Here is a 26,368-nt window from a genome sequence, read left to right as displayed (position 1 = left end):
TTTCTTTTATCCCGGCCCTGCATAGGCCCTGCGGCCGGGGTGTTCAATCATACCAGAAACGCCACGGCGAAAAATGGCAGAGGGATCAGACCCGCATCGCGGTTCGCACGGAAAAGGCGCAAAAGCCCTGCATTGTCGTCTGCGTCAAAGCGGTGCAGCTGCCATGCCAGATGCCAGCCCATCGCCCAAGGCCCGCCCAAGGCGATGACCAGCGACAGGACCGACCTGTCTTGTGCGGCCAGCAGCACCGCCGCGCCGAACAGAATCACTGTCAGCGCCAGGAACAGCCGCAGCCATCGCCGGGCCTGATCGCCAAACAATCGCGCGGTGGATTTCACGCCGATCAGCGCGTCATCCTCGGCGTCCTGATAGGCATAGATCGTGTCGTAAAACAGCGTCCAGGCGATCCCCGCCAGATAGAGCGCGACAGGCGCCGCCCCGATGCTACCGGTATAAGCGGCCCATGCCAGCAAAGCGCCCCAGTTGAATGCAAGCCCCAGAAACACCTGCGGCCACCATGTGAACCGTTTGGCGAAAGGATAGACCGCCACCGGCAGCAGCGCGAGGATGCCAAGGCCGATTGCTGCGGGCGGAAAGCTTAGCAGGATGCCAAAGGCCACCAGCGCCTGCACGATCATCCAGATCACCGCCGCTTTGACACTGGTCTGGCCAGAGGGAATCGGCCGCGACCTTGTGCGCGCCACGGATCCGTCGATGTCGCGGTCGGTGATGTCGTTCCAGGTGCAGCCCGCGCCGCGCATCAAAAACGCTCCGATCCCGCAGCCCGCGATGATCCAGATCGCAAAGCTGTCGAACCGCCCTGTTGCCAGCACCGCCAGCGCCAGCGCCCATAGGCAGGGCAGATACAGCAGCCATGTGCCGATAGGCCGGTCCGCGCGCGACAACCGCAGAAACGGGCGCATGGGCGCAGGCGCGACCCTGTCCACCCAGTTTCCACGCACGGCATCCGCGACACGGCCCGCAGGCTCTGGCATCCGGGGGTTTTGGGTCATATGCTCCGCTTCATGGCATCCAAGGTCCGGCTTTATGTAGATCACCCCTTGGGGGTAGGGCAATCGGTTCCGCTGAACCGTGATCAGGCGCATTATCTTTTCGGGGTCATGCGGCTGGGGGTGGGGGGCGTGATCTCGCTGATCAACAGCCGGGATGGCGAATGGGACGCCATTGTCGAAAAGGCAGGCAATAAGGGCGGCGTGCTGGCCTGTCAGGCGCAGACGCGGGGCTTGCAAACCCCGCCCGATTTGTGGCTGGTCTTTGCCCCGATCCGCAAGGAACGCACGGCCTTTATCGTGGAAAAGGCGGTGGAACTGGGTGCAGCGCGGATCATGCCGGTGCGGACCGACTTTACGCAGTCCGCCAACCGAATCCGCACCGACAAGCTGCAAGCCCATGCCATCGAGGCGTCCGAGCAATGCGGCGGCACCTTTGTGCCCCCTGTCGATGATCTGGTGAAACTGGAACGGCTGCTGGCCGATTGGCCCAAGGACCGCCAGCTGATGTTCTGCGATGAAACCGCCATCGGCGCGCCGGTGCGCCTGCCTGTCATGCCCGGTCCCTGGGCGGTGCTGATCGGTCCCGAAGGCGGGTTTTCGCCTGCGGAACGCGACAAGCTGCGCGCCTTGCCCTTTGCCCATGCCGTCAGCCTTGGGCCGCGCATCCTGCGTGCGGATACGGCGGCGGTCGCGGCGCTGACGCTGTGGCAGCAAGCGCTGGGCGACTGGGGATGATCCGCGCCACGCAGGCCGACAGGGCCGAGATCGTGGCGTTTCTGCGCCGCCATTTGCCGATTGCGATGTTCCCGCTGGCGAACCTGCGCCACCATGGCATGGCAGGCGGCCATCCGCGCGCGATGGCGTTCTGGCTGCGCAACAAGGAGGGCATGATCACCGATATCGCCGCGATGACTGATGCCGGTTTCCTGTTTCCGGTCTGTCCGACGCAGCCTTGGGCCGATCTGCGCGCGGCGGTGCAAGGCCACCGGGTTGCAGCGATTCTGGGCGAGGCGGCACAGGTCGCGGGCCTGCGCATGGGGCTGGGTCTGCAAGGGGCGGCAGGATATGCCGCGACCGAACCGCATTACGACCTGCGCTTGGCCGATCTGGTGATCCCGCCGACCGATGGGCTGACCCTGCACCCGCTGGCCGATGCCCCGCGCGATCTGGTGATCGGCTGGCGGCATGCCTATCTGCGAGAGACAATGCTCGGGCAGGAGAGTGCCATGGAGGCCACGGCGATCAAGGATATCGACAGCTATCTTGCGGCGGACAGCCACAGGGTGCTGTTTGATGGCGATACGCCCGTGGCGATGACGGGTTTCAACGCGGTTCTGCCCGATGCGGTGCAGATCGGCGGGGTTTACACGCGGCCCCAGTTGCGCGCGCGCGGCCTTGCGCGGCGGGCGGTGGCGCTGCATCTGGCGCAGGCGCGTGCTGCCGGTGTGACCCGCGCGACCCTGTTCGCGGCAACCGCCGCTGCCAGCAAGGCCTATGAGGCCGTGGGGTTCCGCCAGATCGGGGACTTTGCCATCGTGCTGCATGATGCGCCACAGGTGGTGCATGGCTGACTTTTTCCGCCCCGAGGCGCGCGCCTTTTTCTGGCGCTGGCGCGAAGTGCTGGCGGCTTGTGCTGTCGCGCTGTTCGGCCTGTGGTGGGCGCTGAATGCGGCGGGCATGAATGTCTGGCTGGGCTATCTGATCGGTGTCGCAGGGCTGGGCTGGGGCTTGGCCGCCATGCAGCGCGCGCGCTTTGCGCAGGATGGTGAAGGGCCCGGGGTGGTGCAGCTGCGCGAACGCAGGCTGGCCTATTTCGGCCCGCTTGACGGGGGTATCCTTGATCTTGACGATCTGACCGAGGTGGCGCTCGACCCCGGCAGCTATCCCGACCCCAGCTGGATCCTGACTGGGATCGGCGGCCAGCGCATCGCCATTCCGATCAATGCCGCAGGCGCAGATGCCTTGTTTGATGTCTTTGCTGCCCTGCCCGGGATCAAGACCGGCGCAATGCTGGATGTGCTTTCGCGCACACCGGATGCGCTGGTGGTGATATGGTCGCGCGCGCGTCCTCTCTTGCATTGACAGATGCGCTGGTGCAGGTCACGGATACGTCCCTGACCCCCTGAACGGAGCCTTCCCGATGTCCATTCCTCAAACCGGCGGCGGCCCGATTGAACATCACGACCAATTGGCCGAATTGCTGGCCAAAGGCTGCAAGCCCAAGGACCAGTGGCGCATCGGGACCGAGCATGAGAAATTCGGCTATTGCGCCGATACGCTGCAACCCTTGCCCTATGACGGTGCGCGGTCGATCAAGGCGGTGCTAGAGGCTTTGCACAGCCGGTTCGCCTGGGACCGCGTGGAAGAGGATGGCAAGATCATCGGCCTGACCAAGGATGGCGCCAATGTCAGCCTTGAACCGGGCGGCGCGCTGGAATTGTCGGGCGCACCTTTGGAAACCATCCACCAGACCTGCGACGAGGTGAACAGCCATCTGGCCGAGGTCAAAGCCGTATCCGACGAAATCGGCGTGCGGTTCATCGGTCTGGGCGCGGCCCCCGTCTGGACGCATGACCAGATGCCGCTGATGCCCAAGGGCCGTTACAAGCTGATGGACCGCTATATGCAATCTGTCGGCACGATGGGCACCGCGATGATGCGCCGGACCTGCACGGTGCAGGTGAACCTCGATTTCGGGTCAGAGGCGGATATGGTCCAGAAAATGCGCGTGGGCGTGGCCTTGCAGCCCGTGGCGACAGCGCTTTTCGCCAATTCGCCGTTTTTTGAAGGCAAGCCCAACGGCCATAAATCATGGCGCGCGCGCATCTGGCGTGATCTGGATGCCAGCCGCACCGGCATGGTGCCTTTCATCTTCGAGGACGGTTTCGGCTTTGAGGCTTGGGTGCAATGGGTTCTCGATGTGCCGATGTATTTCGTCTATCGCGACGGCAAATATATCGATGCTTTGGGCATGTCGTTCCGCGATTTCCTGCGCGGTGAATTGCCCGCCCTGCCGGGGGAAAAGCCCCGCATGTCCGATTGGGCTGATCACCTGACAACCGTGTTCCCCGAAGCGCGCATGAAGCAATATATCGAGATGCGCGGCGCCGATGGCGGCCCCTGGCGCAGGCTATGTGCGCTGCCTGCTTTCTGGACCGGGTTGATGTATGATCAGACCGCGCTGGATGCCGCATGGGATTTGTGCAAGCACTGGACCGCCGCACAGCGCGACGCTTTGCGCGTTGCTGCATCGGTGGATGGGTTGCAGGCGAAGGTCGAAGGGATCGACATGCATGCGCTGGCCCGCGAGGTCTTGGCGATTTCCGAGGCAGGGTTGCGAGCCCGCGCCTTGCCCGGCGCCGGTGGGCTGGTCCCCGACGAGACCCATTTCCTGAATGCATTGAAAGAAACCGTCGAGACCGGCAAGACACCTGCGGATGATCTGCTGGATCATTATCACGGTGATTGGGCTGGTGATCTGGACCGTATCTACGCCGAATACAGCTATTAAGGCGGCGATTTGGGCTGCGCGCTGCGCGCTTGCGGCCTCCGGCGGGGATATTTCGGCTCGGAAGATGGGGTTATTTCGCCCCGATCTTGCCTTCGGTTCCGCTGCGCAGGCGCTGGATGTTCGCCCAGTGGCGCGCATAGATCAGCAGGCCGAGGCTGGCTGCCAATGCGGCCGCTGCGCCGTAACCGGTGAAGGCCATCACGACCGGCATCCAGCCCGCCGCGACCAGGGCGGCGAGAGATGAATAGCGCGTGATCACCGCGACCGCGAGCCAGATGCCGCAGGCCGCAAGTCCCATCGGCCAAGCGAGCGCCAGCAGGATGCCCAGATAGGTCGCAACACCCTTGCCGCCGCTGAAGCCCAGCCAGACCGGAAAGCAATGGCCGATGAAGGCCATCAATGCCGCCAGTTGTACCGCATCTTCGGGCGCGGCGGCGCGTGCGGCCAGCACGGCGATAGCGCCTTTTCCTGCGTCGAAGATCAAGGTCAGGGCTGCGGCTTTCTTGTTGCCGGTTCGCAGCACATTGGTCGCCCCGATATTGCCCGATCCGATATTGCGCAGATTGCCCAAGCCCATCAGCCGCGCCATGATCACCCCGCCGGGGATCGACCCCAGCAGATAGCCAAGCGCGCCCCAGAGCGCCAGAACCGCAAGGCTGCTTTCGATCATGGGCATTATGCGCCCCCCCAGATGCGGGTGCCGTCCACCCATGTGCCGATCACGCGGCCTTGCAGGCGCGCCCCGTCAAAGGGGGTATTTTTCGATTTTGATTGCAATGTCGTGCGGTCCAGCTGGAACGGCGCGTCCGGGTCGAAGAGCACCAGATCGGCGGGGGCGCCGGCCAGCATCCGCCCTGCTGCAAGCCCCAACAGCCTTGCAGGGTTCAGCGCCAATGCACGAAACAGGCGCGGCAGGTCGATCTGGCCTGCATGATAGAGCCGCATCGCGGCGGGCAGCAGGGTTTCCAGCCCCACGGCCCCGCTTGCGGCCTCTTCAAAGGGCAGCCGTTTGCTTTCTTCGTCCTGTGGTGTGTGCATCGAACAGATCACGTCGATCAGCCCTTCGGCGACGGCCTGGACAACGGCGATCCGGTCATCCTCGGCACGCAGCGGCGGGGTCAGTTTGAAAAAGGTCCGGTAATCCGCAACATCCATGTCATTCAGCGTCAGATGGTGGATGCTGACGCCCGCCGTGATCCGCAGCCCGTTGCGTTTGGCCCGTTCCAGCGCGGGCAGCGCGCGGGCCGTCGTGATCTGGTCGATGTGATAGCGCGCGCCGGTCATTTCCAGCAGGCTGATATCACGGTCGAGCGCCATGCGTTCGGCCATCGGTGACACCCCCGGCAGCCCGCGCAAGGATGCGAATTTGCCGCTTGTGACCACCGCCCCTTCGGACAGGCCGGGGTCCTGCACATGGCCGATCACCAGCGCATCAAGTGCGCGCGCATAGCTGAGCGCGCGGGCCAGCACCTTGGTTTTGGTCACCACATGGTCGCAATCGGTGAAGGCCACCGCACCCGCATCGGATAAAAGCCCGATTTCCGTCATTTCCTGACCGGCGCGTTCCTTGGTCAGCGCCGCCATCGGCAGCACATGCACGGGCGCATCCAGCTGCGCGCGTCGCGCGACGAATTCCAGCTTCTCGGGCGTGTCGATGCTGGGGTCGGTATCGGGGCGGGTCACAATCGTCGTGACACCCCCGGCCGCCGCCGCCCGGCCAGCAGAGCGAAAGGATTCCTTGTGCCGCTCGCCGGGTTCAGAGACCTTGACGCCGATGTCGATGATGCCGGGGGCAAGGCACAAGCCGGCGCAATCAATGATCGTCGCACCCACGGGCGGGGTTGCCCCGGCTGGCAGCACGTCATGGATCAGGCCGTCCACAACCAAGAGACCGCCCGGCGCATCGCTGAGCGCGACAGGGTCGATGATCCGGGCATTAGCGAAAAAGGTGGCGGTCATGCGTCTGGTTCCTTGCACTTGCTTATCCGCCGACCCAGACCACCAGCCCGACCAGCGCGAACATGATCAGCAAGGCGGCGGTGGCGACCATCCCGCTCATTCTTGCGTCGGATTTGCGGGGTTTGGCGGGCGGGCCGGGCAGCGCACCCGCGCCCGAGGGGGATGTCAGCTTTTCAGATGCCGCGATCACAGGTGTTTCGCGCAGCACGGTCACCAGTACCGTGCCTGCCGGCAGGTCGATCTGCTGCGCCTGCCCGTCAAAGGCGCGTGACATGACCAGCAAGATTGTGCCTTGCGCCTGCTGTAACAAGACCTCCTGTTCAGCTGTCAGCGCCATGTCATAGCCTTGACGGATCAGCTCGGGCAGGGGCACGGTGGCGCGCTGGTCCGGCGAGATCAGGTCCACGAAATCGGTGTTCAGCGTGACGGGTCCCAGGATTGCTGCGATTGTCGGCGCGTCGGTCGCCGTCGCGGCCAGCACATATAATGCGCCGTGGTCATTGGCGGGAATATTCAGCATCACCTACACCATCACGCTTTGGTCGCGGCGGGCCTCGCGCAGGTTGCGTGCCAGCAGGTCCATCGCGGCCATCCGCACGGCCACGCCCATTTCCACCTGTTTCTGGATCACCGAGCGGTTGATGTCATCGGCGATATTGCCGTCGATCTCGACCCCGCGGTTCATCGGGCCGGGGTGCATGACGATGGCGTCGGGCTTCGCATGGGACAATTTGGCCGCATCCAGCCCGTAGCGGTGGAAATATTCCCGCTCGGAGGGGATGAAACCGCCGTCCATACGCTCTTTCTGAAGCCGCAGCATCATGACGACGTCGACACCCTGCAAGCCTTTGACCATGTCGTCATAAACCTCGACCCCGAAATCACCGATCCCTGCGGGCATCAGCGTGGGCGGGCCGATCAGGCGGATGCGGTTTTCCATCTTGCCCAGCAGCATGATATTGGACCGTGCCACGCGACTATGGGCGATGTCGCCGCAGATCGCGATATTCAGGCGGTGCAGCCGGCCCTTGGCGCGGCGGATCGTCAGCGCGTCAAGCAGCGCCTGGGTCGGATGTTCGTGCCGCCCGTCGCCTGCGTTCAGCACGGCGCAATTGACCTTTTGCGCCAAAAGGTCCACCGCGCCCGATTGCGGATGCCGCACGACTAGCAGGTCGGGGCGCATCGCGTTCAGCGTCAGCGCCGTGTCGATCAGGGTTTCGCCCTTTTTGATGGATGACGCCTGCATCCCCATATTCATCACATCGGCCCCCAGCCTTTTGCCCGCCAGTTCGAAACTGGCCTGCGTGCGGGTGGAATTTTCAAAGAACATGTTGATCTGGGTCAGACCGGCCAGCACCTCGCGGTGGGCATGGCCGCTTGTGTTGTGATCGGCATAGGTATCCGCAAGGTCCAGCAGGGTCGTGATCTCTGTCGGATGCAGCTGTTCGATCCCCAGAAGATGCCTTGCGCGGAATGTCATGCCCTGATCCTTTGCCGTCGTCCGGTGGGTTATAGGCCGCGCGCCCGCAGGCTTCAATGCCGCAGGCCCTGCACAAGGGCCGCGATTGCGCCTATTGTCGCGTCAATGGATTCGCAAGACACATATTGGCAGGACCGCGCGGCGCTGGAATGGCAGGTCGAATTGGGCGTGACCGATGCGATCCTTGATGCGCCGCTGGATCGCTATGCGCTTGATCCGGTGCCGGTCAAGGCCGCGCCGGTGGCCGCTGCGGTGCCGCCTAATGCCGCGCCTGCGCTTGACGCTGTTGCCGTGGCGCGTGCCGCGGCTGCCGCTGCGCCCGATCTGCCTGCGCTTGCCGCGGCAATCGCCGCCTTTGAACATTGCGAGATCAAGCTTGGCGCGCGCAATGCCGTCTTTGCCGATGGCCAGCCCGGCGCGGCTGTGATGATCGTGGGCGAGGCGCCGGGCCGCGAGGAAGACCGCGCAGGCAGGCCCTTTGTCGGGCAGGCGGGGCAAATGCTCGACCGGATGCTGGCCGCCATCGATCTGGGCCGCGCGCATGATGATCCAGCGCGCGCGGTCTATATCACCAATGTCATGCCATGGCGGCCCCCGTCCAACCGCACCCCTGATGCCGATGAAATCGCGATGATGCTGCCATTTCTGGCACGCCATATCGCGCTGGCCGATCCGCAGATCATCGTGCTGATGGGCAACACCCCCTGTCAGGCGCTCTTGGGGCAAAAGGGCATTACCACTTTGCGCGGCACCTGGGCCGAGGTGCTTGGCAAGCCTTGCCTGCCGATGTTCCACCCCGCCTATCTGCTGCGCAACCCCGCCGCCAAACGCGCGGCCTGGGCCGATCTATTGACACTGAATGCAAGGTTGAAGACATGAGCCGGATCGACGAAAGCCGCGATTTCATCCCCGTTCGCATTGCCGTGCTGACGGTCAGCGACACACGCACCCCGGCCGAGGATAAATCCGGCCAGACCCTTGTCGACCGGATCGCCGCGGCGGGCCATCATCTTGCCCATCGCATGATCCTGCCGGATGAACGCGACCAGATCGCGCAGCAATTGCGCGACTGGTGCGCCGATGCACAGGTCGATGTCATCATCACGACGGGGGGCACCGGGCTGACCGGGCGTGATGTCACGGTCGAGGCGCATCGCGATGTTTACGAAAAGGAAATTCATGCTTTCGGCACGATCTTTACCATCGTGTCGATGCAGAAGATCGGCACCAGCGCGGTCCAAAGCCGCGCGACGGCGGGTGTGGCGCAGGGCACTTATCTGTTTGCCTTGCCCGGCAGTCCGGGGGCTTGCCGCGATGCTTGGGATGAAATTCTGGGCAAACAGCTCGATTTCAGGCACCGGCCCTGCAACTTTGTCGAGATCATGCCCCGTCTGGACGAACATTTGCGACGGAAGTAACGCGTTTGCGCGTATCACTGGACAGAACGCCGCGTGGCACCACCTTTTATTGCGGTCTGATGGGATTTTGAATGCGATTTTTGCGACGAAGCCTGACGGGTATCTTCCTGTTGTCCATGACGCTGGTGCTTTTGGCATGGGCGGGAAATACCGTGCGATCTGCGGTCGAGGCGCGGCTGGGGCAGGAACCGCGCAGTTTTGCGCAGCGCGAACGTGAATTCAGCGTCAATGTTCTGACGCTGGCACCGCAGAGCATTGTGCCGGAACTGACGGCCTTTGGTGAATTGCGCAGCCAGCGGACGCTGGACCTGCGCTCGGCCACGGGCGGTATCGTCCGGCATGCCTCTGACGCGCTGGTCGAAGGCGGTGCCGTGACCGCTGGCCAGCTTTTGCTCCGGATCGACCCGGTCGAGGCCGAGGCCGCGCTGGCGCGTATCCGGGCCAATGTGCAGGATGCCGAGGCCGAATTGCGCGATGCCGAACGCGCGCTCGACTTGGGGCGTGATGAATTGGCCGCCGCGCGCGCGCAAGCGGCCCTGCGCGATCAGGCATTGGCCCGTGCCGTGGATCTGCAGGCGCGCGGTGTCGGCACCGCAGCGACTGTCGAAGAGGCGGAATTGGCTGCCTCCAGTGCCGCCGCTGCGGTGCTGACGCGCCGCCAATCCATCGCCAGTGCCGAGGCGCGGATTGATCAGGCGACGACCGGGCTGGCGCGGGTGCGCATCGATCTGGCCGAAGCCGAACGCAACCTTGCCGAAACCGAGGTTATCGCCGCCTTTGACGGCACCCTGTCGGATGTCACGATCAGTCCGGGGGGCCGGGTGACGGCCAATGAAATGTTCGCGCGGCTGGTGGATCCCAGCATGCTAGAGGTCGCATTCCGTGTCTCGACCTCGCAATATGCGCGCTTGCTGGACGGGGCGGGCAATCTGACGCCTGCGCCTGTCAGCGTGGCGCTGGATGCCTCTGGTGTGAACCTGACCGCGCTGGGCCGGATCACCCGCGAAGGCGCCAGCGTCGGCACCGGGCAGACCGGGCGGCAGCTCTTTGCCCAGCTTGATGCAGCCCCCGGTTTTCGACCCGGTGATTTTGTGACCGTGCGTATCGCTGAACCCGCGCTGGATGATGTTGCGCTCTTGCCCGCCACCGCTGTCGGGTCCGATCAGATGATCCTGACTGTCGATGCGGATGACCGGCTGCAGCCCGTGCCTGTCGATGTGCTGCGCCGCCAAGGCGATGATGTGATCATCGCGGCCGGCGGTCTTGCGGGGTTGACCGTGGTGATGGAACGCTCGCCCTTGCTGGGGGCGGGGATCAAGGTCCGCCCGATCCGCCCCGGCGTGATTGCAGAAGAGACCGCGCAGATGATCACGCTGGACCCTGACCGGCGGGCGCGGCTGATCGCCTATGTGGCCGAAGGGCAGATGCCCGACGAGGTCAAGGCCCGGATCATCGCGCAGCTGGAACAGGAAGAAGTATCCTTTGAAACCGTGGAACGGCTGGAAAGCCGGATGGGCAGCTGATGGCGACGGGCGGCGACAGGCTGACGGCGGGCGCGGGCGGTATCCTGTCCTATTTCACGCGGCACCGCACGGCGGCAAACCTGCTGCTTGTGTTGATGCTGGCGGCGGGGACGCTGGCGATCCCCAATATGCGGGCACAATTCTTTCCCGATGTCGTGGTGGATAATATCACCGTCAATGTCGCATGGTCCGGTGCCGGTGCAGAGGATGTCGATGCCGCCATCGTGCAGGTGCTGGAACCGGTGCTGCTGGCCGTTGATGGCGTGGCCTCGTCCGCGTCGCGCTCGACCGAGGGCAGCGCAAGGATCACGCTGGAATTCGAGCCGGGCTATGACATCGACCGCGCCGCCGAAGACGTGCAGCTGGCCGTGGACAGCGCCAGCAACCTGCCAGATGATGCCGATGACCCCAGCGTGCGGCGCGGCGGCTGGTCGGACCGGGTCACCGATGTTGTGATCTCGGGGCCGGTCGGTGTGGACCAGCTTGGGCGCTTTGCCGATGAATTCGCTGCCCGGCTGTTTGCCGAAGGTGTGACCCGCGTGGTGGTGCAGGGCGTGGCTGCGCCCTCGATCCTGGTCGAGGTGCCTGCGCTGTCGCTGATCGAACATGACATCGGCATGGCCGATATCGCCCAGCGTATCGCCGCCGAAGCGGCGGCCGCGCCCGCAGGTGACGTTTCGGCCAATGCGCGGCTGCGCACCGGGGTCGAACGCCGCACCGCTGAACAAATCGGCGCAATCGCGCTGCGCGCCAATCCCGACGGATCATTCCTGACCATCGCCGATGTGGCCAATCTGCGCGTCGAGGGCATCGACCGCGAAAGGGCCTATTTCGTTGGTGCTGATCCGGCAGTCACCGTGGTCGTGCAGCGCTCTGCCAGCGGCGATGCCATCGGGCTGCAACGCAGTGTCGCACAGGTCGCCGCCGAGATGGAGGCCTCCTTGCCCCAAGGCGTCACGATCCGCCTGACCAATGCGCGCGCCGAACAGATCACCGGGCGTCTGAATATCCTGCTGACGAATGGCGCGACGGGGCTGGCGCTGGTCGTGGCGCTGTTGTTCTTGTTTTTGAACGCGCGCACGGCTTTCTGGGTGGCGGCGGGTATTCCGGTGGCGATGCTGGCGGCGGTGGCGCTGATGTGGGCGGCGGGGATCACGTTCAACATGATCTCTTTGTTCGCGCTGATCATCACGCTGGGGATCGTGGTGGATGACGCGATTGTCGTTGGCGAACATGCGGATTTCCGCGTCAGACAGTTGAATGAACCGCCCGTCGTTGCCGCCGAAAACGCCGCCCGGCGCATGTTCAGCCCGGTCTTTTCCGCCAGTGTCACGACGATTATCGCGTTTTTCGGGCTGGTGGCCATTGGCGGGCGGTTTGGCGATCTGATCGCGGATATTCCCTTTACCGTGATCGTCGTGCTGATCGCCAGCCTGATCGAATGTTTCCTGATCCTGCCGAACCATTTGTCCCATGCTATCGCGCATTCGGCCAAGGATCATTGGTATGACAGGCCGTCAAAGGCGGTCAACCGGGCCTTTGACCGGTTCCGGTTCACGCTGTTCCGCCCGTTCATGGCGCTGGTGATCACCGCGCGCTATCCTGTCCTGGCCTTGGCGGTGGTGGCGCTTGCCTCTTCGGTGGCGCTGGTGATCCGCGGCGATGTGGCCTGGCGGTTCTTCAACGCGCCTGAACAAAGCCAGGTCACCGGCAATTTCGCCATGCTGCCCGGGGCCACCCGCGCCGATACGCTGGCCATGATGCAAGAGATGCAGCGCGCGACCGAGGCGCTGGGCGCACGTTATGAGGCCGAATACGGTATCAACCCCGTGCTGATCGCCATCGCCGAGATCGGCGGCAATTCCGGCAGGCCGGTTGCGGGGTCCGAAACCAAGGATGCCGATCAATTGGGCGCGATCACCATCGAATTGATCGATGCCGACAGCCGCCCCTATGGCAGCAATGCCTTTGTCTCTGCCTTGCAAGACACCATCGTGCAGCATCCGATGGCCGAAACCGTCAGTTTCCGCAGCTGGGGGTCAGGGCCAAGTGCCGATGGCCTTGATATCCAGCTCTTCGGCGCGAATAGCGACACGCTCAAGGCCGCGGCCGAGGCGCTGAAAACCGAGCTTTTGCAATTTGGCGAGATTTCGGCGCTGGAGGATTCGCTGGCCTATGACAAGGAAGAACTCTTGCTGCAACTGACCCCGCAGGGCCAGGCGCTGGGGCTGAGCATCGAGGCTTTGGGCCGGGTGCTGCGCAACACGCTGGGCGGGATCGAGGCGGCGACCTTCCCCGATGGCAACCGCTCTGCCGCGATCCGCGTGCAATTGCCAGATGCCGAAGTGACCGCCGATTTTCTGGACCGCACGCAGCTGCGCACGGGCGATGGGGTCTATGTGGCGCTGGCCGATGTGGTCACCACGCAGACCCGCACCGGTTTTTCCACCGTGCGGCGCGAAAACGGCATCCAGCTGATTTCCGTCACCGGCGAACTGGACAGCGACGATGCCGCCCGCGCGACCGAGATCACGCAGATCATCACCGGCGATATCCTGCCCCGCCTGCAAAGCGATTTCGGGATCGAGACGCAGCTTTCGGGCCAAAGCGAGCAGGAAAACAGGTTCCTTGCGGATGCGCAGGTCGGGCTGGTGCTGGTGCTGCTGGGGATTTACCTGACGCTGGCCTGGATTTTCAGCAGCTGGACGCGGCCTTTGGTCGTGATGTCGATCATCCCCTTCGCGCTGGTCGGCACGATCTATGGCCATTACATCTGGGGCATCCCGATGAGCATGTTCACCGTGGTGGGCCTGATCGGCATGGTGGGGATCATCATCAACGACAGTATCGTGCTGGTGACGACAGTCGATGAATATGCGCAGGACCGTGGGCTGGTGCCGGCCATCATCGACGGCACGGTGGACCGGCTGCGCGCCGTGATGCTGACCACGCTGACCACGGTGCTGGGTCTGGCGCCGCTGCTTTACGAAGGCTCGACGCAGGCGGAATTTCTTAAACCCACGGTGGTGACGCTGGTGTTCGGGCTGGCTTTCGGGATGCTGCTGGTGCTGCTGGTGGTGCCCTCGGTCATGGCGATGCAGGCCGATGTGGCGCGGCAGGTGCAATCGGCCAAACGCGCGCTGCGCGGCAGGCGCTGGGCGATGCTGCTGCCTGCCGCAATCGGGGCTGTTGCGGCGACCGCGCTTTTTGCGCTGCTGGTGCTGCCCTTGTTGCTGCATGGCCAGCCGCTGGCTGCTGTCACGGCTGTCTTGCCCTTGCTTGCAGGCGGGTTCGCGCCCGCATTGGCGGTCTTCGTGCTGGTGCTGTCGGGGGTGTTGCTGGCGATCTATGCCATCGCTTCGATCCGCTTTGTCGCGCGCAGGCGGCAGGCCTAGCCCGCGGCACAGCCCCGGATTTCGACCGCCTGACCCGCGCCCAGCACGGTGATCCGGATGCGCGAACGGTCCAGCGCAAAGGGCTGGGCTGTCAGATGCACCAGATCGACGACCGCTGTCAGGATATCCTCTGCGCGGCTGACGACCGGCTCGGAGACCCAGACCTGCGGATCGCCCGCCTCGATCACCACGACTTCTTCGGCGGCTTTGGGGGCCATGGTGATCTGCGCGGTCATCTGCAACCCGTCGCTGATCGGTTCCAGCTTGCAGGTCACGGCATGCACCTGCGCCTCGGCGGCGGTCAGGGGGCGGTCGCGCAGGGCCGCCACGATGGCGGGGTCAGATGATCCGTCAGCGGGCAGCAAAGCGGCAAAATCAAGCGTGACCGGAATGCAGATATCATCACACACCCCGATTTCGATCTGCCCTGCCATGCTGACACTGCTGCCATCTTCGGGCAGGGTCAGGCGCAGCGGAAAGACCACCGAATTTTCATATCCGATCGAGCGGATGCCGAAATCCTCATAGACCTCTGGCACGGGGAAATGTGGCTGGACGGCGCTGATATCGGCGCCGGTAAAGGAAAACGACGGCGGGATGCCGCTGTCGCCCGGCGCGCGCCAATAGGTTTTCCAGCCCTCGGCCAGATCAATCCGCAACGCCGCGACATGACTGCCATCCGCATCGCGCCAGCCGGGCAGCACGGTCACGGTCGCAAGGTCTTCGACCGATTGGCCAAAGCTGGTCGCAGGCAGGCCGCACAGGACAAGAGGGATCAGCAAGAATTTGCGCATGATCGTTATCTGGGCGATTCCGCGTGACATGAAAAGTCACGTTTGGGCGAGACCCTGACATGTTGTGGCTTGCACGAAACACCGCCCGCCCGCATTCTGCCCGAATGGACCCATCTGCCACCCATCTGACCGGAAAGCTGCTGATCGCCATGCCCGACATGGCCGACCCGCGCTTTGCCAAAAGCGTGATCTATATCTGTGCCCATTCCGACGAGGGCGCCATGGGCCTGATCGTCAATAAACCGCAGTTGCAGATCAGCTTCACCGATCTTCTGGACCAGATGCAATTGCCCCATACCGCCGCGACGCCCGATATCCGTGTCCATACCGGCGGCCCAGTCGAAACCGCGCGGGGATTCGTGCTGCATTCGACCGAATACACATCCGGTCAGGGCACGCTAGAGGTCGGTGGCGGGATCGGCATGACCGCGACAATGGATGTGCTGGAAGACATTGCCGCAGGGCGCGGCCCGGCACAGGCGATGCTGGCGCTGGGCTATGCCGGCTGGGGGGCAGGGCAGTTGGAACAGGAAATCCTGCAAAACGGCTGGCTGACCTGTGATCCGCGCGATGATATCATCTTTGGCCGCACGAATGGCGATAAATGGTCCAGCGCACTGAAATCGCTGGGCATTGATCCGCTGTTATTATCCGCAACGGCAGGCCACGCCTAGCTTGGGGCATCCAATAGCGCGCGGATGATGGCGATGGCGCTGTCGCTGGACCAATCCGCCTCGCCCTGCATCCGCGCGATTTCCATGCCATCGGGGTTCAGGATCAGGGTCACGGGCAGGCCCAATACCCCCATGCTGCGCGCGAACCGCTGGCGCGCATCTGTGTGCAGCGGCAGGTTCTCGACGCCGATTTCATCGAAAAAGCGCTGCATCGCGGGCAGCGGGTTGGGGCCGACGGCCACGGTCACCACCTCGAAATCATCGCTGCCAAGGTTGCTTTGCAGCGCCGAGAGATGCGGCATTTCGATCCGGCAGGGCGCGCACCATGTCGCCCAGAAGTTCAGCACGACATACCGCCCTTGCAGATCGGCCAGCACCATTTCGCTGCCATCCTCATGGGTAAAGGGCGTGTCAGATGCCGCAACAGGTGCGGCATGAAACACCAGCTTGCGCATGTCACCGCTGCGCAGGTCGGCAATATCGGCAGGCTGGGCCGCGCCAAGGTTTGCAACGCCCAGCAGGGCCGTATAAAGCAGGGCTGACATCAACTGACGCATGGGCGCATTCCTTTATGACCAAGACCGCAAACACGATGTGGGGTGGCCGTTTCGCCGCCGGACCGGACGCGATCATGGAGGCGATCAACGCCTCGATCGGGTTCGACCGCCGTCTGGCACCCCAAGACATCGCCGGTTCGCGTGCCCATGCCGCCATGTTGGCCGCCTGTGGCATCATCTCAGATACAGATGCAGAGGCGATCCGCAAAGGCCTTCTCACCGTATTGTCAGAGATTGAAACGGGCGACTTCCCGTTTTCGACAGCGTTGGAAGATATTCACATGAATGTGGAATCCCGTCTGCGCGAATTGATCGGCGAACCGGCAGGCCGGTTGCACACTGCACGGTCGCGCAATGATCAGGTGGCGGTGGATTTTCGGCTTTGGGTGCGTGACCAATGCGATCAGGCGGATGCGGCGCTGCAAGCTTTGCAATTATCCCTGCTGGGGCAGGCAGAGGCGGGGGCGGATTGGGTCATGCCCGGTTTCACCCATCTGCAAACCGCGCAGCCGGTGACATGGGGCCATCATATGCTGGCCTATGTCGAAATGCTCGCCCGCGACCGGGGCCGTTTCGCCGATGCACGCAAACGCATGAACCTGTCGCCTTTGGGTGCTGCGGCGCTGGCGGGCACGTCCTTCCCCATCGACCGGCAGATGACAGCCGAGGCCTTGGGCTTTGACGCCCCGATGGCCAATTCGCTGGATGCTGTCAGCGACCGCGATTTCGCGCTGGAATTTCTGGCAGCCGCCAGCATCTGTGCCATGCACCTCAGCCGTCTGGCCGAAGAACTGGTGATCTGGTCCTCGGCGCAATTCCGGTTCGTGAAGATGTCGGACAAATGGTCCACCGGATCATCGATCATGCCGCAGAAACGCAACCCTGATGCGGCCGAGTTGATCCGCGCCAAGATCGGGCGGATTTTCGGCGCCAATGTCGCGCTGATGACGGTGATGAAAGGTCTGCCACTGACCTATTCCAAGGATATGCAGGAAGACAAGGAACAGACCTTTGATGCCGCCGACAGCCTGATGCTGGCGCTGGCCGCGATGACGGGCATGGTCGCCGATATGACCGCCAACCGCGATGTGCTGAAATCTGCGGCCAGCAGCGGGTTTTCCACCGCCACCGATCTGGCCGATTGGTTGGTGCGCGAACTGGGCCTGCCGTTCCGCGAGGCGCATCACGTCACCGGATCGCTGGTCGCACTGGCCGAATCCAAAGGCTGCGACCTGCCGGACCTGACGCTTGCGGATATGCAGGGCGTGCATGATGGCATCAGGCCTGATGTCTTCGATGTGTTGGGGGTTGAAAACTCGGTCGCTTCGCGCACTAGTTATGGTGGCACGGCCCCGGCACAGGTCCGCGCAAGGGTCGCCGCTTGGAAAGAGGTTCTGACATGACACGTCTTGCCCTGATCGCGGCCTTTGCCGCTTTGGCCGCTTGTGGCGCTGATGGACCGCCGATCACGCCCTCTGCCAATCTGGGGCTGAGCCTTGGGTCGGGCGGCATCGGCACCTATGGAAGTGTCGGGGCCAGCAGTGGGCGCGTCTCGGTCGGGGTTGGTTTGTAAGATGCGCTATATCTGGCTGGCATTGGCGGTCTGGGGCGCGATCCATCCGATGTATTACTTTGTCGGCTGGTTCAATGCGCATACATGGGACATCATGGCGATGGTGGATGCATGGCATGCCAATGCCGCGACCAGCGGTCTGGTCTGGGACCTGACCATCGCCGCGGTGACGCTGACGATCTGGGCGATCTATGAAGCGTTTTCGCGCAAGAATTACCTGAGCCTGCTGGCGGTGCCTGCGACATTCATGATCGGTGTCAGCTGTGGCCTGCCGCTTTATCTATATCTGCGCAGCCGCCCCGGCTTTGCCCGTTAGGACCACGTTTTGGATCATTTTCTTTATCGCAACGGCGCGCTTTACGCCGAGGATGTCGCTGTCGCGGATATTGCCGCCGCCGTGGGCACGCCGTTCTATGTCTATTCCACCGCGACCCTGACGCGGCATTTCCAGCTGTTTGACGAGGCTTTGGGCTTTGCCGATCATCTGGTCTGTTTCGCGATGAAATCCTTGTCCAACATCGCCGTTTTGCGGGTGCTGGCACAGGCAGGCGCGGGGATGGATGTGGTATCGGGCGGCGAATATCTGCGCGCCAAGGCCGCAGGTGTGCCGGGCGACAGAATCGTGTTTTCCGGCGTGGGCAAGACGGCGGATGAAATGCGCATGGCCCTGCAAGGCGGCATCCGCCAGTTCAACGTCGAAAGCGAACCCGAGATGGTGATGCTGGACGCGGTGGCGCGGTCGCTGGGCAAGCTGGCCCCGATCACCCTGCGCATCAACCCCGATGTCGATGCCAAGACCCATGCGAAAATCGCCACCGGCAAGTCGGAAAACAAATTCGGCATCCCGATTTCGCGCGCGCGCGAGGTTTACGCGCTGGCCGCCACCCTGAAGGGCCTGAAAGTTGTCGGCATCGACGTGCATATCGGGTCACAACTGACAGACCTCGCCCCGTTCGAGGCCGCCTATGCCAAGGTCGCCGAATTGACCGAAGCTTTGCGTGCGGATGGTCACGAAATCACCCGTCTTGACCTGGGCGGCGGGCTGGGCATCCCCTATGCGCGCTCGAACGCGGCACCGCCGCTGCCGTCGGACTACGGCGCGATGATCGAACGCACATTGGGCCATCTGGGCTGCGAGATCGAGATTGAACCTGGCCGGCTGATTTCGGGCAATGCCGGGCTGATGGTGTCGCAGGTGATCTATGTCAAATCCGGCGAAGACCGCGATTTCCTGATCCTTGACGGGGCGATGAACGATCTGATCCGCCCGGCGATGTATGACGCATGGCATGATATCATTCCCGTGGTGGAACCCGCCGCCGGCACAGCGCCTGTGCCTTACGATATCGTTGGTCCGGTCTGCGAAAGTGGCGACACCTTTGCCAAGGGCCGCGAGATCCCGCCGATGCATCCGGGCGATCTTGTCGCATTCCGCTCGGCGGGGGCTTATGGTGCGGTCATGGCCTCGGAATATAATTCGCGCCCGCTGATCCCCGAAGTGCTGGTCCATGGCGATCAATTTGCAGTTATCCGCAAGCGCCCTAGCTATGAAGAGATGATCGCACGCGATAGCCTGCCAGAATGGCTGGACTGACCCACCCAAGCGGAGAGTGACGCTGACACAAATCCCCGACCAGATGCGCCACCTGCGCCTGCCGGTCCGCCTGACACGGATCGGGATGGCGGCTGAAAATCTGGTGCGCTGTTTCTGGCCGGTCTGGACCATCGGTTTTCTGTGTCTGGCGCCGTTGATGATGGGCTGGCAGGATCTTCTGCCGCTGGCGGTGGTCTGGGTCTTTGCGGTGATTGCTGGTCTGGCCTTGCTGGCCGCGCTGGTCTGGGGCCTGCGCCATTTTCAGATGCCCACAACGACCGCGGCGCTGGCCCGCGTCGATGCCGCCATGCCGGGCCGTCCGATTGCCGCTGTCGCGGATGTGCAGGCGATCGGGGCCTCTGATCCGGCCTCTATCGCGGTCTGGCAGGCGCATGTGGCGCGCATGGCCGCACGCACGCAATCGGCCCGCGCTGTCGAACCCGATCTGCGCATCGCGGACCGTGACCCCTACGGCCTGCGCTTCATCGCGGTTCTGTTTTTTGTGACGGCGCTGTTGTTCGGGTCGTTCCTGCGCGTGGCCTCGGTCGGTGACATCGTGACGGGGTCGTCTGCGGCAGTGGCCAGCGGTCCTGTCTGGGAAGGCTGGATCGAGCCGCCCGCCTATACGGGCCGCCCCTCGATTTATCTCAACGATATCCCCGCAGGGCCGCTGCAGGTGCCTGCGGGCAGCAGGCTCACGCTGCGGGTCTATGGTGACACTGGCGGGATCGCGTTGATCGAGGATGTCTCGGGCGGCGACGCGGTGACGACCCGGCTTGGCGATGGCCAGCAGCAATTCGAGATCCTCTATTCCGGCACGCTGGTGCTGGACGGCGAAAACGGGCGGCGCTGGCGGGTGACTGCTGTCGCTGATGCGCCACCTGTCGTGGCCTTGACCGATCCGATCACCGCTGACGCGATGGGCGAGATGTCACAGCCTTTCCGCGCAAGTGATGATTACGGCATCGAAAGCGGCACCGCGACGATCACGCTTGATCTGGCCGCGGTAGACCGGGTTTTCGGTCTGGCCACAGAACCTGATCCGATTGACCCGCTTGTGCTGGATCTGCCGATGCCCTTCACGGGGGATAGGTCGGAATTTGATGCTTTCCTCGTCGAAAACCTCAGCGAGCATCCTTTGGCCAACCTGCCTGTCACGCTGCAACTGGCGGTGACCGATGCGACGGGCCAGACCGCGACAACCGCGCCAGAGCCGTTGATCCTGCCGGGGCGGCGGTTCTTTCAGCCCTTTGCCCGCGCGGTGATCGAACAGCGCCGCGACCTGATGTGGTCACGCGACAACAGCCGCCGCGTGCGGCAGATCCTGCGCGCGATCTCGCACCGGCCCGATGATATCTTTACCTCAGAGGCGATGTATCTGCGCCTGCGCACGATCATCCGGCAGATTGATACCAATATCGGGGCCGGCATGGATGCGGAGGCACAGGCCGAGATCGTGACCGCGCTTTGGGATCTTGCGATCCAGCTGGAGGATGGCCGCCTGGCCGATGCCCGCGAACGTCTGCGCCGCGCGCAGGAACGGCTGGCCGAGGCGATGCGCAACGGCGCCTCTGATGCTGAAATCGCGGAATTGATGCAGGAATTGCGCGAAGCGACGGATGATTACATGCGCATGCTGGCCGAACAGGCCGAACCGGGCGATGGCACCGATCAGCCCGACAGCAGCGAAAACAGCATGGAAATGTCGATGAGCGATCTACAGGCCATGATGGACCGGATCGAGGAATTGATGCAGCAAGGCCGGATGGCCGAGGCACAGGCGCTGATGGAAGAGCTGAACCGCCTGATGGAAAACATGCGCGTCGCGCAGGGCGAGGGTGGCGGCGACGGCCCATCCACGCCCGGCCAGCGATCAATGCAGGATCTGGCCGAAACGCTGCGCAACCAGCAGGACCTGTCTGACGAAGCATTCCGCGAGCTGCAGGACAACTTTGATCAGGGTCAGCAAGGCCAGCAGCCGGGACAGCCACAAGGCCAGCAGGGCCAAGCTGGTCCGCAGGACGGCCAGCAAGATCAGGGCGATGCGCAGGGTCAGGACGGGCAAGGCACCGGAGCCGACGACCAGCGCAGCCTTGATCAGCGCCAGCAGGCCTTGCGGCAGGAATTGCAGCGCCAGCGCGACGGCTTGCCCAACCTGCCCGGCGCGGCGGGCGAGGCGGCGCGCGACTCTCTTGATCAGGCCGAAGGGGCGATGGAAGGTGCGGAACAGGCCTTGCGCGGCGGCGATCTGGCCGAAGCGATCGACCGGCAGGCCGAGGCGCTGGATGCCCTGCGCAACGGGATGCGCGCCTTGGGGCAAGCCATGGCCGAAGGCCAGCCCGGCGCAGCGGGCCAGCAAGGCGAACAGGGCGAGGCGGCAGGGCGTGCGACGCCCGGTCAGCGCGATCCGCTGGGCCGCGACACCGGCAATACCGGCCAGATGGGCAGCGATCAGAACTTGTTGGGTGGTCTCGATATCAACCGCCGCGCGGCAGAATTGCTTGACGAAATCCGCCGCCGGTCCGCCGAACAGGACCGCCCCGCGCTGGAACGCGATTACCTGCGGCGGTTGCTGGGTCAGTTCTGATCTGGCGGGCTGTTGCTTGCGCCTGCGGTGATCTCTGCGATCCAGTCACCCAAATCTCCGGCCCTCTGGTTCAGCGACAGGCGCATTGCATCCAGCGTGGCGCTATAGTTTGCCATGGCATCCGCGCTTTGGGGGAAGGTGGCGACGATCTGATCGGCCAGGATATAAGGCCCCAGCAGCACAGCGAAGATCAGCAGCACAAAGACAAAGCCCCGCCGAAAGCCGCGCCGCGTGATGATCTCGGCCTCTTCAGCGGGGGTCAGCGCAGACTCTGGCGCTTGGGCGCGTGTGCGCAGGCTGGTGTTGATGTCATTCATGCTGGGCATGTCATCCGCGCTGTCATCGGCAGCGGAATCAACACTGGCATCGGCATCGGTGGCTTCGGCTGATCTGGCGGGCATGACGCGGGGCTGTTCGGGGCGCGCGGGGGGCGGTGTCACGCGGACGGCCCTGACAGGTTTGGGGGCAGGCGCGACGCGGACATCGGCCTCGGCCGCTGCTTCGGCCTCGGTCAGCCCGGCGATCCGGCGGCGGGTTTGCGCGGCATCAACGGCGGGTTTGGGCGTGGTGTCGTCTTGTGTCTGGCGCGGCGCAGTGCTGGCGGATGTCCGCAATTGCTGTTCGCGGGCGGCTTCTTGGCGCAGGATATCGCTGACCGCAGGATCAAGCGGTTTGCGTGCGGGCTGCGGGGCTGCGGGCTCGGCTATGGGGGCGGCTGGCGTATGAAGCTGGAACCAGGTGTGATTGCAATTCGAACATTGCACGTCCCGCCCCGCCTCGGGGATCGCGTCATCGGGCACGTCATATTGCGCGCCGCAGCTGGGACAAATCAAACGCATTCTAGTCAATCCTCTGATCTGGCCGCTTCGGTTTGGTGTTGTGACCCGCGCCAATCTAGCGATGAGACCACCAAACGCAAGGATTTGCGCAAGTCTGCCGCGCGTCATCATTGAACCTTGGCATGGTTTTCGGCAATACAACGACGGCAGGCAAGGGACAGATCGTGATAGAACTTGACAACGTATCGTATGGATATGGAAGAACGGCGCTGTTTTCAGGGCTTTCGCTGAAACTTGCGCCGGGGTCATTCCACTTTTTGACAGGCGCGTCAGGGGCGGGGAAAACCACCTTGTTGCGCCTGTGCTATGCCGATCTGCGCGCCAACAGCGGCAAGGTCCGGCTGTTTGGGCAGGATGCCGCCACCCTGAACCGGGACGAGGTGGCGATTGTCCGCCGCCGGATCGGGGTGGTGCATCAGGATTGCCAATTCCTTGATCACCTGTCGATCGCGGAAAATATCGCGCTGCCCCTGACCGTCGCCGACCGGATCGCCGAGGCGCGCGACAACCTGACCGAATTGCTGGCCTGGGTCAGCCTTGGGCCGCAGGCGGGACAGCGCCCGCCGGAATTATCGGGCGGCGAAAGGCAGCGCGCGGCGCTGGCCCGCGCCGTCATCATGTCGCCCGATGTGGTGATCGCGGATGAACCCACCGGCAATATCGACTGGGACATGTCCCAGCGCCTGCTGGCCCTGCTGATCGAGCTGAACCGGATGGGCAAGACGATCCTGATCGCGACGCATGACCTGGCGATGATCCGGTCGGTCAAGGCGGATGTGAATGCGCGCGTGCTGCGGCTGACCGGTGGCCAGCTGATCCAGGCGGGGGCAGATTTGTGAAGCCTGTCATCGCCTTCATCAAGGGTGACCCGCTTGCCGACCGCGCGGTGCCAGCAACCGGCATGTCCGCGCGGCTGACGGTCTTTGTCGCCGCCGCGATGGCGTTTCTGGCGGTCTTTGTGCTGGCGCTGTCGCTGACCGCCGGACGGCTGGCCAGCAGCTGGGCCGATGATCTGGCGCAGACTGCGACATTGCGGCTGCCCGCTGATCTGGAGCAGACAAACGCCGCGTTGCGCGCCGCTGTCACCGTTTTGCAAACGACGACCGGCGTGGCCTCGGCCCGCGTGCTGGAGGCGGATGAACAGCGCGCCTTGCTGGCCCCGTGGTTCGGGCCGGATATCCCGGTGGAATCGCTGCCAGTGCCGCAATTGATTGAAATCCTGCCCGATGAGACCGGCTATGACGCGGCAGGCCTGCGCGCCCGCCTGCAGGCCGAGGTGCCCGGCGCCGTGCTGGACGATCACGGCGCCTGGCGTGAACCTTTGCAGGCGGCCGCCCAGCGGCTGCGTCTGGTGGGCTGGAGCGTGCTGGCGCTGATCGGCACGGTAATGGCCGCGATGATCACGCTGGCGGCCCATGCCTCGCTGGCGGCCAATGCGCAGATCATCCGTGTGCTGCGGTTGGTCGGGGCGCGCGACGGCTATATCGCGCGGGCCTTTGTGCGCCGCTTCACCTTGCGGGCCGGGCTGGGGGCAATCATCGGGACGGCGCTTGCCTTGCTGGTCTTGCAGGGCATGCCCGAGGCGGATGTCGTCGGCGGCACGGGGGCGGATTTCGGGTTTGTCGGGCTGGACTGGATTTGGCCGCTGGCGATTCCGGTTCTGTCGGCTATCGTGGCCTTTGCCGCGACCCGTGCGGCCGCGGCGCGCCGGTTGAAGGAACAGACATGAGCTACGCAATCCAATGGCTGCGGTCATTGCTGTTCAATGCGCAGATGTATCTGGCCATGCTGGTCATCGGCATCCTGTATCTGCCGGCCGCGATCTGGTCGCGCGAAGGGGCCATTGCCGCCTGCCATGCCTATTGCCGCTGGGTGCGCTGGACAGCGGGCTGGATGATCGGGTTACAGGTCGAAATCCGCGGCACCCCTCCGACGGATGAGGTGATGGTCGCCCCCAAACATCAATCGTTCCTTGATGTGCTGATGATCTATGGCGCGATGCCGCGCGGCAAATTCATCTTCAAGGCGATCCTCAAATATGCCCCCGTGATCGGCCAGTTCGGCCTGCGGATCGGCTGTATCCCTGTGGATCGGGGCAAGCGCGGGCAGGCGATCAAGCAGATGGTCGCCGATGTGCAGGCGGGGCGCGCGCTGCCCGGCCAATTGATCATCTATCCGCAAGGCACCCGCATCGCACCCGGCGTCAAGGCGCCTTATAAGATCGGGACCGGCGCGCTTTACCGTGAATTGGGTCAGCCGGTCGTGCCCGTCGCCACGAATGTGGGCGTGTTCTGGCCCAAGCGCGGCATCTATCGTCATCCAGGTGTCGCGGTATTCGAATTTCTGCCCCGGATCGCGCCGGGGCTAGAGATTGCGGATTTCATGCGCCAGTTGGAAACCGAGATCGAAACAGCCTCTGACAGGCTGGCCGCCGAGGCGGGGTTTCCGCTGAGCGCTGGTTAGGCCGCCAGCCCCTTGCTGCCCAGGTTGAGGTATTTGTCGCGGCGGTCCTTGCGCAGCTTGTCGCCGGATTTGCCGGTCAATTCGGCCAGCATCGCGTCGAGCGCCTGCCCCACGGCCGTGATGGCAGATGCGGGGTCGCGGTGCGCCCCGCCTTTGGGTTCCGCGATGATACGGTCGCAGATGCCCAGTTCTTTCAGATCTTTGGCTGTCAGGCGCAGGGCCTCGGCGGCCTCGCGCATTTTTTCGGAATCCTTCCACAGGATCGAGGCGCAGCCTTCGGGGCTGATCACCGAATAGACGGAATGATCCAGCATGGCGACCCGGTTGGCCGAGGCAAAGGCGACAGCCCCGCCTGATCCGCCTTCACCGATGATGACGCTGATCAATGGCACCTTCAGCGCCAGACATTTTTCCGTTGACCGGGCGATTGCCTCGGATTGGCCACGTTCCTCGGCGCCTTTGCCGGGATAGGCGCCGGGGGTGTCCACCAGCGTGATGACCGGCAGGCCGAACCGGTCGGCCAGATCCATCAGACGGATCGCCTTGCGATAGCCTTCGGGGCGGGCCATGCCGAAATTGCGCGCGATGCGCGACTTGGTATCATTGCCCTTTTCATGGCCGATGACCATCACGGGGATATCGTTGAACCGCGCGATGCCGCCCATCACCGAATGGTCATCGGCAAAATTCCGGTCGCCGGCCAGCGGCGTGAATTCGGCGAAAAGCGCCTCGATGTAATCAATGCAATGCGGGCGTTCGGGGTGGCGGGCCACCTGGCATTTGCGCCAGGGCGACAGATTGGCGTAAAGCGAGGTCAATAATTCGCCCGCTTTCTTGTCAAGCGCTGCCGCCTCTTTCGCGACATCCATTTCCGGGTTGTCCCGCGCCATGGCGCGCAATTCCTCGGCCTTGCCTTCGATCTCGGCGAGCGGTTTTTCAAAGTCGAGATAGAGAGTCATCAGATCGCGCGCCTCATTGCTGAAAGTCA

The 26,368-nt window shown here is 63.8% G+C and carries 26 protein-coding genes; 17 read left to right on the top strand and 9 right to left on the bottom strand.

Going from position 1 to position 26,368, the window contains the following annotated elements:
* Window positions 1-47: 47 nt before the first annotated feature.
* Window positions 48-1,013, bottom strand: coding sequence for a 4-hydroxybenzoate octaprenyltransferase (gene ubiA, locus LOKVESSMR4R_RS14240; protein ID WP_087209659.1), 966 nt, complete (start codon window positions 1,011-1,013; stop codon window positions 48-50).
* A 12-nt stretch (window positions 1,014-1,025) separates the two neighbouring features.
* On the opposite strand from ubiA, the gene LOKVESSMR4R_RS14235 reads away from it, so the two are divergent.
* The 4 genes from LOKVESSMR4R_RS14235 to LOKVESSMR4R_RS14220 are packed head-to-tail and all read left to right on the top strand — an operon-like array spanning window position 1,026 to window position 4,524.
* Window positions 1,026-1,748: a 16S rRNA (uracil(1498)-N(3))-methyltransferase gene (locus LOKVESSMR4R_RS14235; protein WP_087213308.1), complete on the top strand. Its 723-nt coding sequence runs from the start codon at window positions 1,026-1,028 to the stop codon at window positions 1,746-1,748.
* Window positions 1,745-2,584 (top strand): GNAT family N-acetyltransferase, encoded by an 840-nt coding sequence (locus tag LOKVESSMR4R_RS14230; RefSeq protein WP_087209657.1) that lies wholly within the window; start codon window positions 1,745-1,747, stop codon window positions 2,582-2,584. The genes LOKVESSMR4R_RS14235 and LOKVESSMR4R_RS14230 overlap by 4 nt, the downstream gene beginning before the upstream one ends.
* Complete coding sequence (locus LOKVESSMR4R_RS14225) at window positions 2,577-3,095, top strand: hypothetical protein (RefSeq protein WP_087209654.1); 519 nt, start codon at window positions 2,577-2,579, stop codon at window positions 3,093-3,095. The genes LOKVESSMR4R_RS14230 and LOKVESSMR4R_RS14225 overlap by 8 nt, the downstream gene beginning before the upstream one ends.
* A gap of 58 nt (window positions 3,096-3,153) precedes the next feature.
* The gene (locus tag LOKVESSMR4R_RS14220) at window positions 3,154-4,524 is read left to right on the top strand and encodes a glutamate--cysteine ligase (RefSeq protein WP_087209651.1); all 1,371 of its coding nucleotides are present in this window, start codon (window positions 3,154-3,156) and stop codon (window positions 4,522-4,524) included.
* A gap of 70 nt (window positions 4,525-4,594) precedes the next feature.
* Here LOKVESSMR4R_RS14220 and plsY read toward each other — a convergent pair whose 3' ends face one another.
* Genes plsY through LOKVESSMR4R_RS14200 form a run of 4 tightly spaced genes read right to left on the bottom strand, consistent with a single transcriptional unit; the run spans window position 4,595 to window position 7,963 of the window.
* Window positions 4,595-5,200 carry a glycerol-3-phosphate 1-O-acyltransferase PlsY gene (plsY, locus tag LOKVESSMR4R_RS14215; RefSeq protein ID WP_087209648.1) on the bottom strand — a complete coding sequence of 202 codons (606 nt, stop codon included), beginning with the start codon at window positions 5,198-5,200 and terminating at the stop codon, window positions 4,595-4,597.
* Window positions 5,200-6,483, bottom strand: a complete 1,284-nt coding sequence (gene pyrC / locus LOKVESSMR4R_RS14210; protein ID WP_087209645.1) for a dihydroorotase — start codon at window positions 6,481-6,483, stop codon at window positions 5,200-5,202. Before pyrC ends, plsY begins: the two co-directional genes overlap by 1 nt.
* Before the next feature lie 22 nt (window positions 6,484-6,505).
* Window positions 6,506-7,003, bottom strand: coding sequence for a hypothetical protein (locus LOKVESSMR4R_RS14205; RefSeq protein WP_087209643.1), 498 nt, complete (start codon window positions 7,001-7,003; stop codon window positions 6,506-6,508).
* 3 nt (window positions 7,004-7,006) lie between these two features.
* Entirely contained in the window at window positions 7,007-7,963 is a 957-nt protein-coding gene (locus tag LOKVESSMR4R_RS14200; RefSeq protein WP_087209640.1) for an aspartate carbamoyltransferase catalytic subunit, read from the bottom strand.
* A gap of 105 nt (window positions 7,964-8,068) precedes the next feature.
* Here LOKVESSMR4R_RS14200 and LOKVESSMR4R_RS14195 point away from each other — a divergent pair, with 105 nt between their 5' ends.
* From LOKVESSMR4R_RS14195 to LOKVESSMR4R_RS14180, 4 genes are all read left to right on the top strand, one after another.
* The gene (locus LOKVESSMR4R_RS14195) at window positions 8,069-8,842 is read left to right on the top strand and encodes a uracil-DNA glycosylase (RefSeq protein ID WP_087209637.1); all 774 of its coding nucleotides are present in this window, start codon (window positions 8,069-8,071) and stop codon (window positions 8,840-8,842) included.
* Window positions 8,839-9,381: a molybdenum cofactor biosynthesis protein B gene (moaB, locus tag LOKVESSMR4R_RS14190; protein WP_087209633.1), complete on the top strand. Its 543-nt coding sequence runs from the start codon at window positions 8,839-8,841 to the stop codon at window positions 9,379-9,381. Before LOKVESSMR4R_RS14195 ends, moaB begins: the two co-directional genes overlap by 4 nt.
* Window positions 9,382-9,452: 71 nt before the next feature.
* Window positions 9,453-10,904 (top strand): efflux RND transporter periplasmic adaptor subunit, encoded by a 1,452-nt coding sequence (locus LOKVESSMR4R_RS14185; protein WP_087209629.1) that lies wholly within the window; start codon window positions 9,453-9,455, stop codon window positions 10,902-10,904.
* Window positions 10,904-14,299 (top strand): efflux RND transporter permease subunit, encoded by a 3,396-nt coding sequence (locus LOKVESSMR4R_RS14180; RefSeq protein ID WP_087209626.1) that lies wholly within the window; start codon window positions 10,904-10,906, stop codon window positions 14,297-14,299. Before LOKVESSMR4R_RS14185 ends, LOKVESSMR4R_RS14180 begins: the two co-directional genes overlap by 1 nt.
* On the opposite strand, the gene LOKVESSMR4R_RS14175 is transcribed toward LOKVESSMR4R_RS14180, so the two are convergent.
* Window positions 14,296-15,123, bottom strand: a complete 828-nt coding sequence (locus LOKVESSMR4R_RS14175; RefSeq protein WP_237331799.1) for a protein-disulfide reductase DsbD domain-containing protein — start codon at window positions 15,121-15,123, stop codon at window positions 14,296-14,298. The genes LOKVESSMR4R_RS14180 and LOKVESSMR4R_RS14175 overlap by 4 nt on opposite strands.
* Window positions 15,124-15,197: 74 nt before the next feature.
* Here LOKVESSMR4R_RS14175 and LOKVESSMR4R_RS14170 point away from each other — a divergent pair, with 74 nt between their 5' ends.
* Window positions 15,198-15,767 carry a YqgE/AlgH family protein gene (locus tag LOKVESSMR4R_RS14170; RefSeq protein WP_087209621.1) on the top strand — a complete coding sequence of 190 codons (570 nt, stop codon included), beginning with the start codon at window positions 15,198-15,200 and terminating at the stop codon, window positions 15,765-15,767.
* Here the strand turns inward: LOKVESSMR4R_RS14170 and LOKVESSMR4R_RS14165 are convergent.
* On the bottom strand, window positions 15,764-16,324 hold the full coding sequence (locus LOKVESSMR4R_RS14165) for a TlpA family protein disulfide reductase (RefSeq protein ID WP_087209618.1): 561 nt from the start codon (window positions 16,322-16,324) through the stop codon (window positions 15,764-15,766). The genes LOKVESSMR4R_RS14170 and LOKVESSMR4R_RS14165 overlap by 4 nt on opposite strands.
* A gap of 14 nt (window positions 16,325-16,338) precedes the next feature.
* Here LOKVESSMR4R_RS14165 and argH point away from each other — a divergent pair, with 14 nt between their 5' ends.
* The 5 genes from argH to LOKVESSMR4R_RS14145 are packed head-to-tail and all read left to right on the top strand — an operon-like array spanning window position 16,339 to window position 22,078.
* Entirely contained in the window at window positions 16,339-17,727 is a 1,389-nt protein-coding gene (argH, locus tag LOKVESSMR4R_RS14160; RefSeq protein ID WP_087209615.1) for an argininosuccinate lyase, read from the top strand.
* The gene (locus LOKVESSMR4R_RS20475; protein WP_204248680.1) at window positions 17,724-17,897 is read left to right on the top strand and encodes a hypothetical protein; all 174 of its coding nucleotides are present in this window, start codon (window positions 17,724-17,726) and stop codon (window positions 17,895-17,897) included. Before argH ends, LOKVESSMR4R_RS20475 begins: the two co-directional genes overlap by 4 nt.
* Before the next feature lies 1 nt (window position 17,898).
* Window positions 17,899-18,213 (top strand): DUF2834 domain-containing protein, encoded by a 315-nt coding sequence (locus tag LOKVESSMR4R_RS14155; protein ID WP_087209612.1) that lies wholly within the window; start codon window positions 17,899-17,901, stop codon window positions 18,211-18,213.
* Between the two features lie 9 nt (window positions 18,214-18,222).
* Window positions 18,223-19,491, top strand: coding sequence for a diaminopimelate decarboxylase (lysA, locus tag LOKVESSMR4R_RS14150; RefSeq protein ID WP_087209609.1), 1,269 nt, complete (start codon window positions 18,223-18,225; stop codon window positions 19,489-19,491).
* A 43-nt stretch (window positions 19,492-19,534) separates the two neighbouring features.
* Entirely contained in the window at window positions 19,535-22,078 is a 2,544-nt protein-coding gene (locus LOKVESSMR4R_RS14145; RefSeq protein ID WP_087213305.1) for a TIGR02302 family protein, read from the top strand.
* On the opposite strand, the gene LOKVESSMR4R_RS14140 is transcribed toward LOKVESSMR4R_RS14145, so the two are convergent.
* On the bottom strand, window positions 22,069-22,917 hold the full coding sequence (locus LOKVESSMR4R_RS14140; protein WP_087209606.1) for a zinc-ribbon domain-containing protein: 849 nt from the start codon (window positions 22,915-22,917) through the stop codon (window positions 22,069-22,071). The genes LOKVESSMR4R_RS14145 and LOKVESSMR4R_RS14140 overlap by 10 nt on opposite strands.
* Before the next feature lie 164 nt (window positions 22,918-23,081).
* On the opposite strand from LOKVESSMR4R_RS14140, the gene LOKVESSMR4R_RS14135 reads away from it, so the two are divergent.
* The 3 genes from LOKVESSMR4R_RS14135 to LOKVESSMR4R_RS14125 are packed head-to-tail and all read left to right on the top strand — an operon-like array spanning window position 23,082 to window position 25,380.
* Window positions 23,082-23,756, top strand: a complete 675-nt coding sequence (locus LOKVESSMR4R_RS14135) for a cell division ATP-binding protein FtsE (RefSeq protein ID WP_087213302.1) — start codon at window positions 23,082-23,084, stop codon at window positions 23,754-23,756.
* On the top strand, window positions 23,753-24,646 hold the full coding sequence (locus LOKVESSMR4R_RS14130) for a cell division protein FtsX (RefSeq protein WP_087209603.1): 894 nt from the start codon (window positions 23,753-23,755) through the stop codon (window positions 24,644-24,646). The genes LOKVESSMR4R_RS14135 and LOKVESSMR4R_RS14130 overlap by 4 nt, the downstream gene beginning before the upstream one ends.
* The gene (locus LOKVESSMR4R_RS14125; protein WP_087209600.1) at window positions 24,643-25,380 is read left to right on the top strand and encodes a lysophospholipid acyltransferase family protein; all 738 of its coding nucleotides are present in this window, start codon (window positions 24,643-24,645) and stop codon (window positions 25,378-25,380) included. Before LOKVESSMR4R_RS14130 ends, LOKVESSMR4R_RS14125 begins: the two co-directional genes overlap by 4 nt.
* Here LOKVESSMR4R_RS14125 and LOKVESSMR4R_RS14120 read toward each other — a convergent pair.
* A complete protein-coding gene (locus LOKVESSMR4R_RS14120; RefSeq protein WP_087213298.1) occupies window positions 25,377-26,339 on the bottom strand; it encodes an acetyl-CoA carboxylase carboxyltransferase subunit alpha in 963 nt (320 codons plus the stop codon). The two genes, LOKVESSMR4R_RS14125 and LOKVESSMR4R_RS14120, sit on opposite strands and share 4 nt — an antisense overlap.
* Window positions 26,340-26,368: the final 29 nt, after the last annotated feature.

The organism is Yoonia vestfoldensis, assembly GCF_002158905.1.
GTDB classification, from domain to species: Bacteria; Pseudomonadota; Alphaproteobacteria; order Rhodobacterales; family Rhodobacteraceae; genus Yoonia; species Yoonia vestfoldensis_B.
The sequence above is the reverse complement of the archived record's forward strand: the minus strand, read 5'-3'. Positions and strand labels throughout refer to the sequence as shown.